This is a genomic window from Vibrio sp. 779(2023), assembly GCF_033344285.1.
Classification (GTDB): domain Bacteria; phylum Pseudomonadota; class Gammaproteobacteria; order Enterobacterales; family Vibrionaceae; genus Vibrio; species Vibrio alginolyticus.
Window position 1 is genome coordinate 134,080 of the sequence record NZ_JAWPOM010000011.1, and the last position, 16,299, is coordinate 150,378.

At 41.8% G+C, this 16,299-nt stretch carries 11 protein-coding genes and 3 pseudogenes; all 14 read left to right on the forward strand.

The genetic code is table 11. The features are described from left to right. Positions 1 to 222 precede the first annotated feature (222 nt). Positions 223 to 4,620, forward strand: a complete 4,398-nt coding sequence (locus R8O70_RS15225; protein WP_203346074.1) for an RHS repeat-associated core domain-containing protein — start codon at positions 223 to 225, stop codon at positions 4,618 to 4,620. Further along, positions 4,613 to 5,515: an immunity 49 family protein gene (locus R8O70_RS15230; protein ID WP_053350543.1), complete on the forward strand. Its 903-nt coding sequence runs from the start codon at positions 4,613 to 4,615 to the stop codon at positions 5,513 to 5,515. The genes R8O70_RS15225 and R8O70_RS15230 overlap by 8 nt, the downstream gene beginning before the upstream one ends. Positions 5,516 to 5,581: 66 nt before the next feature. Then, a pseudogene (locus tag R8O70_RS15235) lies at positions 5,582 to 6,616 on the forward strand (type IV secretion protein Rhs); the annotation flags it as partial. 1 nt (position 6,617) lies between these two features. After that, complete coding sequence (locus tag R8O70_RS15240) at positions 6,618 to 7,505, forward strand: immunity 49 family protein (RefSeq protein ID WP_104979181.1); 888 nt, start codon at positions 6,618 to 6,620, stop codon at positions 7,503 to 7,505. Between the two features lie 707 nt (positions 7,506 to 8,212). Beyond that, positions 8,213 to 9,106 (forward strand): immunity 49 family protein, encoded by an 894-nt coding sequence (locus R8O70_RS15245; RefSeq protein WP_318184242.1) that lies wholly within the window; start codon positions 8,213 to 8,215, stop codon positions 9,104 to 9,106. 175 nt (positions 9,107 to 9,281) lie between these two features. After that, positions 9,282 to 9,791, forward strand: a pseudogene (locus R8O70_RS15250) (type IV secretion protein Rhs); the annotation flags it as partial. Between the two features lie 16 nt (positions 9,792 to 9,807). Further along, positions 9,808 to 10,689 carry an immunity 49 family protein gene (locus R8O70_RS15255; protein ID WP_213972499.1) on the forward strand — a complete coding sequence of 294 codons (882 nt, stop codon included), beginning with the start codon at positions 9,808 to 9,810 and terminating at the stop codon, positions 10,687 to 10,689. Between the two features lie 168 nt (positions 10,690 to 10,857). Next, positions 10,858 to 11,760 carry an immunity 49 family protein gene (locus tag R8O70_RS15260; protein WP_206954968.1) on the forward strand — a complete coding sequence of 301 codons (903 nt, stop codon included), beginning with the start codon at positions 10,858 to 10,860 and terminating at the stop codon, positions 11,758 to 11,760. Positions 11,761 to 11,823: 63 nt separating this feature from the next. Then, positions 11,824 to 12,037, forward strand: a pseudogene (locus R8O70_RS15265) (hypothetical protein); the annotation flags it as partial. A gap of 196 nt (positions 12,038 to 12,233) precedes the next feature. Next, positions 12,234 to 12,452, forward strand: coding sequence for a hypothetical protein (locus R8O70_RS15270; protein ID WP_033905291.1), 219 nt, complete (start codon positions 12,234 to 12,236; stop codon positions 12,450 to 12,452). A 673-nt stretch (positions 12,453 to 13,125) separates the two neighbouring features. Continuing rightward, entirely contained in the window at positions 13,126 to 14,025 is a 900-nt protein-coding gene (locus R8O70_RS15275; protein ID WP_064353923.1) for an immunity 49 family protein, read from the forward strand. Positions 14,026 to 14,330: 305 nt separating this feature from the next. Beyond that, positions 14,331 to 14,774 (forward strand): SMI1/KNR4 family protein, encoded by a 444-nt coding sequence (locus tag R8O70_RS15280; RefSeq protein WP_169644514.1) that lies wholly within the window; start codon positions 14,331 to 14,333, stop codon positions 14,772 to 14,774. Between the two features lie 159 nt (positions 14,775 to 14,933). Beyond that, entirely contained in the window at positions 14,934 to 15,833 is a 900-nt protein-coding gene (locus tag R8O70_RS15285; protein ID WP_064353925.1) for an immunity 49 family protein, read from the forward strand. 72 nt (positions 15,834 to 15,905) lie between these two features. After that, positions 15,906 to 16,163: a hypothetical protein gene (locus R8O70_RS15290; RefSeq protein WP_128740512.1), complete on the forward strand. Its 258-nt coding sequence runs from the start codon at positions 15,906 to 15,908 to the stop codon at positions 16,161 to 16,163. The last annotated feature ends 136 nt before the right edge of the window (positions 16,164 to 16,299 follow it).

Below are 16,299 nucleotides of genomic sequence, written 5' to 3' on the forward strand. Positions count from 1 at the left end.
TGTTCATTTACTCAGGATTCATCGTCCCGTTAAAGTACGCTGCGCTCAGAAACTCAAAGAGTTGCATACGTGAAAATTGCCATCAATACATTCAGTCTACGCATACAGAGGAATCTCTATCGGAGGATGTTTGATTAAGGCATCTTGCTCTCACAAATAAAAAGAGCGAAACGAGCATTAAATGATGCGGCAAGGTAAGAAAAGGACAAACACGTTACGGCTATGATCCCTCAATTCGTCATTCCTATCACGAATCGCTTTGGCGAAAGCTATCACTTTTCAGGTCAGTTACTTACTAGCGGCGAACCTAAAACATTCGTGACCAAACAAGAGGCAATAGAGTTTCTTGAGAGCTTTGGTGAGCTTGACCTTCGCTCTGTCGAGGACTTGTTCTATGCGATTGGTCAATTCAAACCAAACATACCTGACGGTGAGCTTACTTCCCAACACTATAATTCAACGTTTGCCAATGCTTTGGTGAACGGTTATTTGCATGTCGCTCGAATTGTACCTACCGGCGAAAACTACGCACTCTCGTCAGCGGTTACGCCTCCACCAACTCAAAATACCGTCAATGCAAAACCATCGAAGGGAAAGGGGAAGTCGAATAAAAAGAGTGGCAGAAGTGCCGCATCCGCCAAGCCTCAGCAACAAAGCAGCGAAAAACATGAGAAAGCCGGTGATCCTGTATCACTTGTGACGGGTGAAGAAATTCTCGAACTCTATGATATCGAGCTACAACAAGGTACTACTTGGCAGCGCACTTACCGCTCTTCGCAGTCGGATGTAAATCATGGAATGGGCTTTGGTTGGCGACATGCATTTCAGTTTGAATTACGCGAGAAGACGGACGAGAAAGACAACGTTATCGCTTGGGAGTTTGTTGACGATAAGGCAGATATCACAGAATTTGAGCCAGTAGATATTGGAGCAACAAGTTACCAGATATACGCTGGTGCGAGCTGTTATTTCCTAAATTCAGCAACTCGGATCGTGACGCTCGCTAATGGGCATCAATATCGATTTGAACAAAAAGATGATCGCTGGCTTGTTAAACAAGTTAGAAATGGCACGTTTTCAACGTTTCAATTGCAGTATTCTCGAAACCATCGATTGATCGAGATCGCATATAACAAGCGTCCGGTTCTTGAATGTCAATATGATAAGCAAGGACGCCTTGTAGAACTGCTTAATGCAAAGTCCCAAAAAGTTCTGGCAACTTATACCTATGATGAGCACGATGATTTGGTCAGTGCAACTAATCATTTGGGCCTAAAGGAACAGTATCAATACCTCGGCCATTTAATTGTTAAGCGTGTACGACCAACTGGCTTTACTCATTATTTTGAATGGGATGGCGAAGGTGCAAAAGCGAAGTGCATCAGAAACGTTGGGGACGCAGGAATTTATGACTATCGCTTCCATTATCAAGGAAATCACTCTTCTTATTCTGACTCGTTAGATAATCAATGGTCTTTCTTGCATGACGAGCAGGGTAACCTACTTGAGAAAATAAGCCCCACAGGTAGAACTTGGAGATGGCAATATGATGAATTAGGACGAAAAGCACAAGCTATCTATCCTGATCAGTCAACGGTCAATTATCAATATAATCAGCATGGTCAATTAGTTTCTAAGTTTCATTCCTCTGGCAAAGAAATTCAATATGGCTATGACGGCTTAGGTAAGTTAGTTAAAACGGTTTCACCTGACGGGGATATCGAGAAGGCTTACTACAATAGTCTCGGTCAAAGAGTTTGGGATACCGATCAGTTCGGCTGTGTCACGGAGTATGATTACGATAAACACGGTCAAGTCGTCAAAAAAGAGTCTGAAGATGGTAAGAAAAGTCAGTGGTGGTGGGATGAACAACAAAGACTTATCGCGAATGAAATAGACGGTACATTACTTCGTTATAGCTACAATGAAGAAGATTTAGTGAATGGCGTTGCTTATCCCGATGGGTGTATTGCTCAACTCGCTTATGATCAATTTGGCAGGCGTACATCAGTTCGTTATTTTAACGACGAAGACAAAGTCGGTTATAGCGAAGAATATTCTTACGATGAGCACAGCCGTGTTGCTCAGATTCGAACGCCAGCAGGCATTACCTCGTATCAATGGGGAGCACTCGCGCAACAAGAAGCAGTCATCTTTCCCGATGGCAGCCATATTTCTTACGAATACGATCAACAACGTAACCTGACTAAATTAGTTCGGAGTGACGGCTTAGAGTTCGAATTCCTGTATGACGATGAAGGCCAGCTATCAGGAACTGTTGGCTTTGATAATCTACAAAGCCAATTGGATTATGACGATATGGGGCGCATCCATCGTAAGCAAGTCGCCGATAGGACCGTGCTGTACCGCTATGACGCTGCGGGTTATCTCAAGCACGTCAAAGCAGGAAATGGTCGCAGTATTGTAGAGAACCACTTCAATTATACGCTTGGTGGGCGACTTACTTTCGCATCCAATCGCCATCAAACATTGCAATACCAATACTCTTCATTCGGGCATTTAACAAAGCGAATTCAAGGTCAGTTTGAGATAGCGCAGGAGTTTAACAGAGTTGGCCAACGCGTATCTCAGGTACTGCCAGATAATACGGAGCTGAGCTTCTCTTATGATCGATATGGGCGTTTTTCAGCGATTCGATTTGGAAACCTAGATTTACCTCAAATCAAATTTCATTACGATGAAATGGGACGAGTTTCCCAAATTGAAACGGCACATTTTAATGAGCGCATCATTTATGATGGTGTTGGTCGTTTGGTCGAACAACATTGGCCTGATAGAGAGAAAAAGTACGTTTACAATGCGCAAAACCGTATTTCATCAATCATTGATAATACGGCAGGAGCAACGCACTATCAGTACGATACCTTAGGGCAACTGAAACGAGTCAATGCTTCCGGAGAAGTGACTAAATTTGAATACGATAGTTTTGGCAATCCTACTTTGCCATCTTCAGAGGTATTCGCTGATCGTATTGAAGTACACGATGGTGTTCGGTTCAAATATGACGCGCAAGGAAACCAGACAAAACGTGAGGGGCAAGGACATGTTCAGACTCGCGTATTTGATGCGTTAAATCAGCTCATTGAAGTTCACACTGACGATGGCATCAGTCAATATGAATATGATGCATTAGGGCGCAGGACGAAGAAAATTACACAACAAGGCGTTACGGAGTTCTTGTGGGAAGGGGAACGTTTAATTGGTGAACGCTCTTCATGTGCTTTCCGCTGGTACCTATATCAACCAGAAACCTACACGCCAGTGGCACTGCTAGAAAATGACGTTATTTATTGGTACCAGTGCGATCAAGTTGGTAAACCAGAGCGACTGATCGATTGCGAGGGGAATGTTGTATGGAGTGCCAGCTACGATGCTCATGGCTTTGCTCATGTACATATTGAAAAAGTAGTAAATCCAGTGCGTTTTCAAGGGCAGTACTTCGATCAAGAAACCGACTTACACTACAACCTCGCTCGGTATTACGATCCTAAGCTAGGACGCTTTATCCAACAAGATCCGATATCTATTGCTGGTGGCATTAACCATTACCAATATGCAGTCAATCCTATCCAGTGGATTGATCCAACAGGTTTCCTTTGTGAAGAAGGGCTAAAACGCTTGGGTCAAATGTTGGCAGCGTATCAGGCGCAAAGCGATGTCCCCCAAGAGGTTTGCGATCAGATTTTAGAAGCTGCAAAAGAATCATCCGTCGGAGAAGATGGCGTTCGCTCGCAAGTCAAAATCCGAAAACCCAAAGGTAAAAATCATATTCGATATGAATACGATTTAGACCATATTGATTGCGAGAAGAACGAGATTACTTTTTATCGCCACATTAATCATTCTGACGGAAGCAAACATGAAGTGCAGTACGTAGTCGGGATAGAAGAGTTTGTTAATGCTCACGTGTTTGATTCAGAGAAGGTCGGTGGCGATAAGACCTGCACCATCTTCACCGAGGACCTAGTGCTGAATAAAGCGGATTACAAGGATAACTCAGAATTCGAATTCAATAATAAGGATGAGGATGAGAAATACAAACTTTCTGAAGAATGCAAACAAAAGGTTGATGAGTGTTTAGCAGAACGTCAAAAGGCAATGGATGCGCGTAGCGGCGAAGAAGGGCATAACGCCCAAATTGCTAAAATTAACCAGCAGTCAGCAAAAATTGGTGAGTTGGTCGCGGATGACTTTGTTCGGAATATACGCCCTAATGCTAAGTTGATCCATCCCAAAGACCTTGCAACTTCGGGATCGAAACCAGGTGATTTCGATATGGTGTACCTCTCAGATGATCCTGAAGAAATCATCATCGTCGAGGCTAAGGGTGGCAGCAGCCCGCTCGGCAGTCGTAAAATTGGAAATATGGCATATCAGCAAGGGACAACTGAATATACAGCAGCAATTATTGGTGAGATGTCTAAGCAAGAACAAGGTACAACGGAAAAGATTGCTGCAAATCACATCAAATCCGCTATCAAAGATGATATTCCGATTCGTTATATTCATACACAAGCAGAAATATCTTCAGATGGTAAAGTCTCGAAAATTAAAGCGAAAGAATTTGATATAGACATGGGAGAATTTGGAAATGTTTGATGCCAAGGAATTAAAAAAGATTGAGCGATTGGCTCATATTAGTCTAACTCAAGCGGCAATAGATGCTTACAGAGAAGAAGTAAAAGAGAACTTAGATAAACGAAAAAGGCGCATTGCGATAAAAAGAGAAAACTTGGTTTATTTGAGTGATGATGTGTCTGAGCAAATTCGCCTGTATACATGGCTACCTCCATTAAATGATGATGAGAGAACCGGCACACTATGTCTATATGAAGCATCATTAATGCGTGCATTTTATCATCAGCTCGCCATGAGACCTGACGAGCCTCAAAGTATTCAATTACCTGGATACCCGGAAGTAACCTGGAAAGGTGAAGGTATTTTAAAAACGGGGTGTTTACACCCTAACCGATGGCTTGATGCTTATTTCACTTCGGTGATCGTGCGTGACAGGCCAAGTATGGACGTATTGGCGAGCTTTCCGATTTCTCTGATGAAACAAAGTTCTACGAAGGCTGGTGAGCTTTCTTACATGCTGGTGGATGTGATTCAGTCATTCCACAACCGCACATCGGATTACCCCGATAAGCTAGTCGCAGCAATGGACGCTGCAGTTGCTCAGGGTGATGACTGGGCATTAGAAATCGCCATGGGCATTTTAGAAACCTTTGCCGCCCTGACAACCGATATTGATTATGACTTTGAAGAGGTACTCATTAAGAACCTGCAGTTCCAGGAGCAATATCAAATGCGCTTGGATGCTCCTAAAAAATTGATTTCAATCGAAACCTTCATCTCTTTCCCTCTGCTTGGCATGGCTTGTATGTGGTACGACAAAGGTAACTGTTTATCTGTTGAAACCGGTTGGCTTCCTCCTTATCTCGTTGAAGGGCGTTGGCTAGAAGATGTAAAAGTAGGGAAGATCACACGATAAATTATCATTTATATAGAAATTCAGTATATAAGCCACCTTTCACGAGGTGGCTTATATGTTTACCGATATTCAATCAACCCCATCCAGTGGATTGACCCAACAGGTTTTCTTTGTGAAGAAGGGCTAAAACGCTTGCAGAAAATGCTGGCTGAGTATCAGGCGCAAAACAACGTTCCCCAAGAGGTTTGCGATCAGATTTTAGAAGCAGCAAAAGAGTCATCTGTCGGAGAAGATGGCGTTCGTTCGCAAGTCAAAATCCGAAAACCCAAAGGTAAAAACAATATTCGATATGAATACGATTTAGACCATATTCATTGTGAGAGAAACGAGATTACTTTTTATCGTCATATCAATCATTCAGATGGCAGCAGACACGAAGTGCAGTATGTTGTTGGGATTGAGGAATTTGTAAATGCGCATGTTTTTGACTCAGAGAAAGTTGGCGAGGAAGAAGGTTGCACGATCTTCACTGAAGATCTTGTGCTGAATAAAGCAGAGTATAAAGAAAACTCAGAACTCAATATGAGTGATTATGAGCTAACAGAAAAAAACAAAGCAAAAATTGATGAATGCTTGAAAGAGCGTCAAGAGGCAATGGACGCTCGAACTGGCGAAGAGGGATATAATGCTCAAATTGGCAATATTAACCAACAGTCTGCAAAAATTGGTGAGTTAGCCGCGGATGACTTTGTCCGGAGTAAACGTCCTAATGCTAAGCTGCTTCATCCCAAAGATATTGGAACCTCAATTTCGAAGCCGGGCGATTTTGATATGGTTTACGAGGTGGAAGAGCCGCCACCAGGTGAAATTATAATTGTTGAGGCCAAAGGGGGGAGCAGTCCTTTGGGTAGTAGAAAAATTGGAAATATGGCATATCAGCAAGGGACAACGGAATACACTGCAGAAATCACCAACCTAATGTCTGAAAAAAAGGAAGGGACGACTGAAAAAATAACAGCAAGAAAAATTCAACATGCAGCTTCGTTCGGTATACCTATTCGATATATACATACTCAAGCAAACATCCCTGAAGGTGGGAATGTCTCAGATGTAAAAGTAGAAGTGTCAGAATTTAAAATTGATTCCAAAGGACTAAGTTAAAATGCAAAGTAAAGTTGTAGAACGCAAAGCAAACCCTGAGTTGAGTGAAAGTGGAGTTTCTTCTGAGAAAGAATTTATCAATAAGATACTAGATCAGCGAAAAGAGGGTCTTAAAATCAGGCGGGAAAACCTGGTCAGTCTTGGTGATTTCGCCATTGACCAGGTTCGCTGGTATACCTGGTTTCAAACCTCGCATGAAGACGAACAAATTTGTACATTACGTCTTTACGAAACTTCTCTAATGGGCGCTTGTTATCATCGACTTGCTATGAATCCCAATGATGAATTAACTATCAAGATTCTCGACTATCCTGAAGTAAAGTGGGACGGGGAAGGCATTTTAAAAACGGGGTGCATAAATCTTAATAGATGGCTTGATATGTATTTCATATCGACAATTGTGCGTGACAGGCCAAGTATGGACATATTGGCGAACTTTCCAATTTCTTTGATGAGGCAGAGCTCTACCAAAGCGGGTGAGCTGTCTTATATGCTAGTAGACGTCATTCAGTCGTTCCACAACCGCACACCGGATTATCCTGATAAGCTGGTTGCAGCAATGGACGCAGCGGTAGCTCAAGGGGATAACTGGGCGTTGGAAATTGCGATGGGGATCCTAGAAACCTTCGCAGCGCTCACTACTAACATTGGTTATGATTTTGAGGAAGTGCTCGTTAAAAACCTACAGTTTCAAGAGAAATATCATCTTCGAGAATTAGGACCAGATAGAATAGGGATCCGCACGTTTATTAATTTCCCTCTGCTTGGCATGGCTTGCATGTGGTACGACAAAGGCAACCGTCTATCTGTTGAAACTGGTTGGCTTCCTCACTATCTCATCGAAGGACGTTGGTTAGAAGATGTAAAAGCAGGGAAGATCATTCGATAAACTCCTTTAGCAAATCAATATATAAGCCATCTCTCATGGGGTGGCATTACCAATATGCAGTCCACCATATCCAGTGGGTTGACCCAACAGGTTTGGGGCAGCCAATGCTGACATAGTATAAAAAAGTCTGAACTCAATACGAGTGATTATGAGCTAACAGAAAGAAACAAAGCAAAAATTGATGAATGCTTGAAAGAACGTCAAGAGGCAATGGACGCTCGGATTGGCCAAGATGGATATAACGCGCAAATAAGTAAAATCAATAGACAATCGGCAAAAATTGTGAAACGGTCGAGGATGACTTTGTTCGGAGTAAACGTCCTAATGCTAAGCTGCTTCATCCCAAAGATATTGGAACCTCAATTTCGAAGCCGGGCGACTTTGATATGGTTTACGAGGTGGAAGAGCCACCACTAGGTGAAATTATCATTGTTGAGGCCAAAGGGGGAGCAGTCCTTTGGGTAGTAGAAAAATAGGAAACGAAGCATGTCAGCAAGGAACGTCTAAATATGCAGCGGCAATAGTTGGTAAGATGTCTAGGAATGGGCGAAATACAACAGAGTGGGAAACAGCTAAATCAATAAGAAACGCTTCGAGGAGTGGACGCCCAATTAGATAGATACATACTAAAACCCCAATCTCTGAACCAGGGAAAGTTTCAAAGATTAAAGTAAAAGAATTTAATGTAGATTTAGGGAAGTTTTAAAATGTCTGACAAAATTAAAATAAAAAGAAATGCTGATCCAAAGCTGACCTCGGAGTTAATCAAAGGCTATAGTTCTGATATTGATGAAGACCTTGACACGCGCAAAGAGGTAATCAGTATTCGTAGAGAAAACTTAGTTGCTTTAAGTGATGAATCGTTTTATCTAGTGAGATGGTACTCGTGGTTCCCACACTCCATAGAAAATGAACAAATCGGAACACTTTGCCTGTATGAAGCGTCATTAATGCGCGCGTTTTATCATCAGTTAGCGATGAGGCCTGACGAACCTCAAAGTATTCAATTACCTAGATACCCAGAAGTGACCTGGAAAGGCGAAGGTATTTTAAAAACAGGCTTCATTTGTCCTTCAATGTGGCTAGATGCCTATTTTACCTCTGTCATCGTCCGTGACAAAGCTAGCATGGATGTGTTGGCGAACTTTCCGATTTCTTTGATGAGACAGAGCTCTACTAAAGCGGGTGAGCTGTCTTACATGTTAGTAGATGTCATCCAGTCGTTTCATAATCGCACACCGGATTATCCTGATAAGCTGGTTACAGCAATGGACGCAGCGGTAGCCCAAGGGGATAACTGGGCGTTGGAAATTGCGATGGGGGTCCTAGAAACCTTCGCAGCGCTCACTACTAATATTGGTTATGATTTTGAGGAAGTGCTCGTTAAAAACCTACATTTCCAAGAGAAATACCAAATGAGGCTCGATAAGCCAGAGGACTTGATTTCTATAGAAACTTTCATATCTTTCCCTCTTCTTGGCATGGCCTGTATGTGGTACGACAAAGGCAACCGTTTGTCAGTTGAAACTGGTTGGCTTCCAGCTTATCTCGTCGAAGGACGTTGGCTAGAAGATGTAAAAGCAGGGAAGATCATTCGATAAACTCCTTTAGCAAATCAATATACAAGCCATCTCTCATGGGGTGGCTTTTACGTTTGAGGTGGGGAGCTTGTTGTTTGTTGAACGCTCCATCATTGGTGGCATTACCAATATGCAGTCCACCATATCCAGTGGATTGACCCAACAGGTTTGGGGCAGCCAATACTGGCATAGTATAAAAAAGTCTGAACTCAATACGAGTGATTATGAGCTAACAGAAAGAAACAAAGCAAAAATTGATGAATGCTTGAAAGAGCGTCAAGAGGCAATGGACGCTCGAGCTAGCAAAGAGGGATATCACGCTCAAATTGGTAATATTAACCAGCAGTCTGCAAAAATTGGTGAGTTGGTCGCGGATGACTTTATTCGGAATATACGCCCTAATGCTAAGTTGAGCCATCCCAAAGACCTTGCAACTTAGGGATCGAAACCAGGTGATTTCAATATGGTGTACCTCTCAGATGATACTGAAGAAATCATCATCGTCGAGGCTAAGGGTGGCAGCAGGCCGCTCGGCAGTCGTAAAATTGGCAATGAAGCATATCAGCAAGGGACAAGCAAATATGCGGCGGAAATCGTTAAATTAATGTCTGAACAAAAAGCTGGTACAACAGAAATTGATGCTTCAGATGGCGTATCTAAAGTGAATGTAAAAGAGTTTGATATTAGCCTCGAAGAATTAGGTTAAGGGAAGTAAAGTTAGTATGAAAAAGATAAATAGAAAAGCAGCCTACGAGTTGAATACTGAGGAACTTAATTACTATACAAAACAAATAGAAAAAAACTTAGAGAAAAGAAAACATCGTATCACAATAAAGCGCGAAAACTTGATATATCTAACAGACGGGGTTTGGGAGCAAGTTAGGTTATATACTTTGTTTCCAGTGTCTGAACTAAATGACCGAATAGGAACGCTGCGTCTATTTGAAGCCTCGATAATGCAAGCTAGCTATCATCGACTAGCTCAAAAACCTGAAAGCCCTTTGACGGTTAAGGTACCTGATCATCCTGAAATAACTTGGAAAGGCGAAGGTATTTTAAAAACAGGTTTCATTTGTCCTTCAATGTGGCTAGATGCGTATTTTACCTCTGTCATCGTTCGTGATAAACCCAGCATGGATGTATTGGCGAACTTTCCGATTTCTTTGATGAGACAGAGCTCAACCAAAGCGGGTGAGCTGTCTTATATGCTAGTAGACGTCATTCAGTCGTTCCACAATCGCACATCGGATTATCCTGATAAGCTGGTTGCAGCAATGGACGCAGCGGTAGCTCAAGGGGATAACTGGGCGTCGGAAATTGCGATGGGGATCCTAGAGACCTTCGCAGCGCTCACTACTAACATTGGTTATGACTTTGAGGAAGTGCTAGTCAAAAACCTACAATTCCAAGAAAAATATCATCTTCGAGAATTAGGACCAGATAGGACAGGCATCCGCACTTTTATTAACTTCCCTCTGCTTGGCATGGCTTGTATGTGGTACGACAAAGGCAACCGTTTATCTGTCGAAACTGGTTGGCTTCCTCCATATCTCGTCGAAGGGTGTTGGTTAGAGGATGTAAAAGCCGGAAATATAATTCGCTAAGATTCAAAGGGAGCTAGGTCATCATTTCTGACGTTTTGTTGCGTTACACTTGGCATTATGTGTCCTTTTTAAAGATACCTAAGCCCTTTTACTCGAATAGCTTGAAGCCCTCAGACGTAGTAGTAGAAGTAGTAGAGTTTAAAATTGATTCAAAAGGATTAAGTCAAAATGCAAAGTAAAGAATCGATCAAGATTGTAGAGCGCAAAGCAAATCCTGAACTTGACACACAAGCCATTGTGAGTAAAAAAAATTTTATAAACCGGGTTTTAGATAACAGAAAAGAAGGTCTTAAGGTCAGGCGAGAAAACTTGGTTAGTCTTGGTGATTTTGCCATCGACCAGGCTCGCTGGTATACCTGGTTTCAAACTACGCATGAAGACGAACAAATTTGTACATTACGTCTTTACGAAACTTCTTTAATGGGAGCCTGTTATCATCAACTTGCTATGAATCCCAATGAAGAATTAAGTATCCAGATACTCGGCTATTCAGAAGTGACATGGGATGGTGAAGGTATTTTTAAAACAGGCTTTATTTGTCCTTCAATGTGGCTTGATGCTTATTTTACTTCGGTGATTGTGCGTGATAAACCTAGCATGGATGTATTGGCGAACTTTCCGGTTTCTTTGATGAGACAGAGCTCTACCAAAGCGGGTGAGCTGTCTTATATGCTAGTAGATGTCATTCAGTCGTTCCATAACCGCACGTCGGACTACCCTGATAAACTGGTGGCCGCGATGGACGCGGCAGTTTCTCAGGGTGATGATTGGGCATTAGAAATCGCCATGGGTATTTTGGAAACTTTTGCGGCCCTGACAACTGACATCGGTTATGACTTTGAAGAAGTACTCATTAAGAACCTACAGTTCCAAGAGCAATACCAAATGAGGCTCGATAAGCCAGAGGGCTTAATTTCTATAGAAACCTTCATATCTTTCCCTCTGCTTGGTATGGCATGTATGTGGTATGACAAAGGCAACCGTCTATCTATTGAAACCAGTTGGCTTCCTCCTTATCTCGTCGAAGGACATTGGTTAGAAGATGTAAAAGCAGGGAAGATCACTCGATAAATCCTTTAGTTAGCAATTCAGTAAATAATCCACCTTTCACGAGGTGGATTATATGTTTACCGATATTCAATCAACTCCATCTAGTGGATTGACTCAACAGGTTTCCTCTGTGAAAAACGCTTACAGCAAATGTTGGCAGAGTATCAGGCACAAAATAACTTTCCCCCAAGAGGTTTGCGATCAGATTTTAGAGGCAGCAAAAGAGTCATCCGTCGGAGAAGATGGCGTTCTCTCGCAAGTCAAAATCCGAAAGCCAAAAGGTAAAAAACATATCAGAAGCTCTAGTCAAAATTCCAGTCAATGAATTAATAAAACTAACGGTATCTCGCCCTTTTTGGGGGCATTAAGCGTTGGATGGGAGCCTACGAGCGATTTTTACCCAGCAGTCGGTGAAGGTGGAGTTAATCAATTTCTAGGAGAAACTAAAAGTTGGGACGATAGCTAGGTTATCCCATTACAAAGTTGAGGATAAAATGAATTTTGAAGATGATCTTGTGACTATACTCATAAATTTCAGAGATAACATTATTAATGATATGGCTCTTAAAAAGTGGGTTACTAATAATGAGTGCGATTTAAAAGCCTTGCTAGGAAAGTCAGGGCTTACTTTGAAAATAAATAATGGTGATAGAAAGGCAGTTACGTCTGTAATTGCTCAATATAGTGGCTCGGAAAAAACTTATTTTATATAAGGAGGGCCCCTTCAAAGGCTTGACCGACGTTGAGTGCTGTGAAACAGCAATTGCTATGGCAGTTTCTAATGGAATTCTAAAAAAGTGCCTCAACCTCATTGGTTTCAGCCGTCCACTAAAGAGATCGGGGCCGCCGAGTTTTACGAATCTATAGGCAGTAAATCTGTTTGGAATCTGGTAATCCCAGAGCGAGCATCTAGAGGGTACTGGAAAAAATAGGTTAGATCTCTATTTTTGGCGTTCATGTTTCGTGACACATGGCATTTTATGGCTAAGACTCAACGGTATGTCACTTAACTAGGAGTTGTCCCCTAAAAAATAATGGCGTGTTTTCTTACAACCAGGAGACTACGGTATGGCCTACCTTGTAGAAGAACCCAAAACCCAGGGAAATTATTCTCGTAGACGTTAAGAGGTATTAGCCCACTAGACAGCCGTAAGGTTGGAAATATGGCATATCAGCAAGGGACAACTGAATATGCAACTGCAATTACTGATCTAATGGCTCAAAAGGACAAAGATACAACCGAATAGAAAGCGGCCAGAAGTATAAAAAGCATTGAGAAAAAAAACTCCTGTTAGATATATTCACACCGCAGCGGCTATTTCTGATGCTGGAGAGGTTTCTTCAGTTAATGTAAAAGAATTTAACGTAGAATTAGGACTGGATTAAATGTCTGATAATAAAAAGAAAGTTAGCATGAGGAGAAAGGCGGAACCTCAATTGACACCAAATGATGTCGCTGACTACCAAATGTATATCAATGAAGATTTAGATGAGCGCAAAGAGCTAATAGCAATCCGCAGGGAGAACTTAGTCGCTCTTAGCGACGACGTTTCAGAACAAGTGAGGTGGTATAGTTGCTTTCCATCTTCAATAGAAACTGAACAAATCGGAACACTTTGCCTTTATGAGGCATCATTGATGCGTGCTTTTTACCATCAACTTGCCATTAAACCAAATGAACCTCAAAGCGTTAAATTACCTGATTATCCAGAAGTGACATGGAAAGGCGAAGGTATTTTGAAAACTGGATGTTTACACCCTAATCGATGGTTAGATGCTTATTTTACTTCGGTGATTGTGCGTGACAAAGCTAGCATGGACGTATTGGCAAACTTTCCTATTTCTTTGATGAGACAGAGTTCTACCAAAGCGGGCGAGTTATCTTATATGCTAGTAGACGTCATTCAGTCGTTCCACAACCGCACATCGGACTACCCAGATAAGCTGGTTGCAGCAATGGACGCGGCGGTAGCTCAAGGGGATAACTGGGCGTTGGAAATTGCGATGGGGATCCTAGAAACCTTCGCAGCGCTCACTACTAATATTGGTTATGATTTTGAGGAAGTGCTCGTTAAAAACCTACAGTTCCAAGAGAAATATCATCTTCGAGAATTGGGACCAGATAGGATAGGCATCAGAACTTTTATCAACTTCCCTCTGCTTGGCATGGCATGTATGTGGTACGACAAAGGCAACCGTCTATCTATTGAAACCGGTTGGCTTCCACCCTATCTTGTTGAAGGACGTTGGCTAGAAGATGTAAAAGCAGGGAAGATCACTAGATAAATTCTCTTTACTTATAAGCCATCTTTTACGAGGTGGCTTATAAGTTTATGGTGAGGGGTTCGTTGTTACGCGATTACAAAAGAGGCAGCGAAGCGTTTTACTTCAAAGCAGTTGTTCAAAATGATTAAATCAGGAAGACTTCTCGACGGATTTAATCATTCACCATAAGACCTCTTTTATTTCGGAAAGGGGATAACTCGTTCAATAACTTCAGGGTAATGAATTCCAAGCCTCATCAGAAGTACAATAAGCGATTGCACTGGTACGATGAAGGCAAAATATATATCAAAAATAGAGTTTTAAATATGAGAAGCTTAGACGTAATGCTCGATCAATTCACCGAAAAAGAAGGGTTTGAGTGCTTTGGAGAGTTGAATGACGTATCAATTCATGAAATGGAAAATCAGCTAGGATTATCCTTTCCGGAGCCATATAAAGTTTTTCTAAGAAAATATGGTTACGTTGAGTGGTTTGGTCATACGATTTATGGATACTCTGAAGATGAGGACTATCTTACAGTTGAGCGCACTCTTGAACTTCGCGAGGATGAGATACCGAGTGATTTTGAGAAAATACCACAAAACGGTTGCGTATTAGAGCGCTATGCCGGAGGTGGCTACTACTTTTTATTTTCAAATGAATCAGAAAGATCGGGGCAAGTAGCCCTTTTCATAGATGAATTGTTTGGTAAAGAAGCCCAATCATGGACAACATTTGAGGCATTTTTGGAATATATGCTCAGCCTTTGAACTGTTGTTACATAGAGCCTCAATTTCGAAGCCAGGCGACTTTGATATGATTTACGAGGCACCAACTGAAATTACATACACAAGCAGAAATACCCTCTAGCGGTAAGGTTTCCAAGTTCAAAGCAAAAGAGTTTGATATAGATATAGGAGAGTTCAGAAGTGGTTGATAGCTCAGAGGTAAAAAAGGTTGAACGAGTAGCTCATGTTGAACTAAGTGATTTTGAAAGAGAAGCTTATCGAGAAGAAATAAAAGAGAGTTTAGACAAAAGGAAAAGGCGTATATCTATAAAAAGAGAAAACTTGGTTTACTTGAGCGATGGTATTTCTTATCAGCTCCGTCTGTATACATGGTTACCTCCATTAGACGATGATGAGAGAATCGGCACGCTATGTCTATATGAATCATCATTGATGCGTGCTTTTTACCATCAACTTGCCATCAAGCCAAGCGAGCCTCAAAGCATTAAATTACCTGATTATCCAGAAGTAACATGGAAAGGCGAAGGTATTTTAAAAACAGGCTTCATTTGCCCCTCAATGTGGCTAGATGCGTATTTTACCTCTGTCATCGTTCGTGACAAAGCTAGCATGGATGTGTTAGCGAACTTTTCGATTTCTTTGATGAGACAGAGCTCTACCAAAGCGGGTGAGCTGTCTTATATGCTAGTAGACGTCATTCAGTCGTTCCACAACCGCACATCGGATTATCCTAATAAGCTGGTTGCAGCAATGGACGCAGCGGTAGCTCAAGGGGATAATTGGGCGTTGGAAATTGCGATGGGGATCCTAGAAACCTTCGCAGCGCTCACTACTAATATTGGTTATGATTTTGAGGAAGTGCTCGTTAAAAACCTACAGTTCCAAGAGAAATATCATCTTAGAGAATTAGGGCCAGATAGAATAGGGCTCCGCACGTTCATTAATTTCCCTCTGCTTGGCATGGCTTGCATGTGGTACGACAGAGGCAACCGTCTATCTGTTGAAACCGGTTGGCTTCCACCCTATCTTGTTGAAGGACGTTGGCTAGAAGATGTAAAAGCAGGGAAGATCACTCAATAACACCCTTTAGTTAGCAATTCAGTCTATAAGCCATCTTTCTCTTGAAATGGCTTTATATTTATGGTGGGGAGTTTGTTGTTTGCCGAACGACCAATCATTCGTGGCATTATCAGAAAACCCAAAGTTAAAAATCATATTCGATATGAATACGATTTAGACCATATTGATTGCGAGAAGAACGAAGTTACTTTTCATCGTTATATCAATCATTCAGATGGTAGTAAACGCAAAGTTCAATATGTTGTAGGTATAGAGGAAATTGTCCAAATCATCCCCTTAAATAAAACTCAAAGGAGGGGAGTGTTGCGAATTATTATGGCGGTTCTTTAAGAAGAGGTTGTGGGCTCAAGTTAAATAACGAAATAGTTGGCGGGTTACCTGAAAACCATGCTGGAAATCACCAAATTAGTATCAATATTGCTCAGGAATATCCGGTCATGCATAGAGCTACCGAACTTGATTACAA

What these genes read in the sequence shown, in the direction of transcription:
- R8O70_RS15260 (WP_206954968.1), top strand. Translation starts at nt 10,858, where the DNA reads ATGCAAAGTAAAGAATCGATCAAGATTGTAGAGCGCAAAGCAAATCCT.
- R8O70_RS15270 (WP_033905291.1), top strand. Translation starts at nt 12,234, where the DNA reads ATGAATTTTGAAGATGATCTTGTGACTATACTCATAAATTTCAGAGAT.
- R8O70_RS15275 (WP_064353923.1), top strand. Translation starts at nt 13,126, where the DNA reads ATGTCTGATAATAAAAAGAAAGTTAGCATGAGGAGAAAGGCGGAACCT.
- R8O70_RS15255 (WP_213972499.1), top strand. Translation starts at nt 9,808, where the DNA reads ATGAAAAAGATAAATAGAAAAGCAGCCTACGAGTTGAATACTGAGGAA.
- R8O70_RS15230 (WP_053350543.1), top strand. Translation starts at nt 4,613, where the DNA reads ATGTTTGATGCCAAGGAATTAAAAAAGATTGAGCGATTGGCTCATATT.
- R8O70_RS15225 (WP_203346074.1), top strand. Translation starts at nt 223, where the DNA reads ATGATCCCTCAATTCGTCATTCCTATCACGAATCGCTTTGGCGAAAGC.
- R8O70_RS15240 (WP_104979181.1), top strand. Translation starts at nt 6,618, where the DNA reads ATGCAAAGTAAAGTTGTAGAACGCAAAGCAAACCCTGAGTTGAGTGAA.
- R8O70_RS15245 (WP_318184242.1), top strand. Translation starts at nt 8,213, where the DNA reads ATGTCTGACAAAATTAAAATAAAAAGAAATGCTGATCCAAAGCTGACC.
- R8O70_RS15280 (WP_169644514.1), top strand. Translation starts at nt 14,331, where the DNA reads ATGAGAAGCTTAGACGTAATGCTCGATCAATTCACCGAAAAAGAAGGG.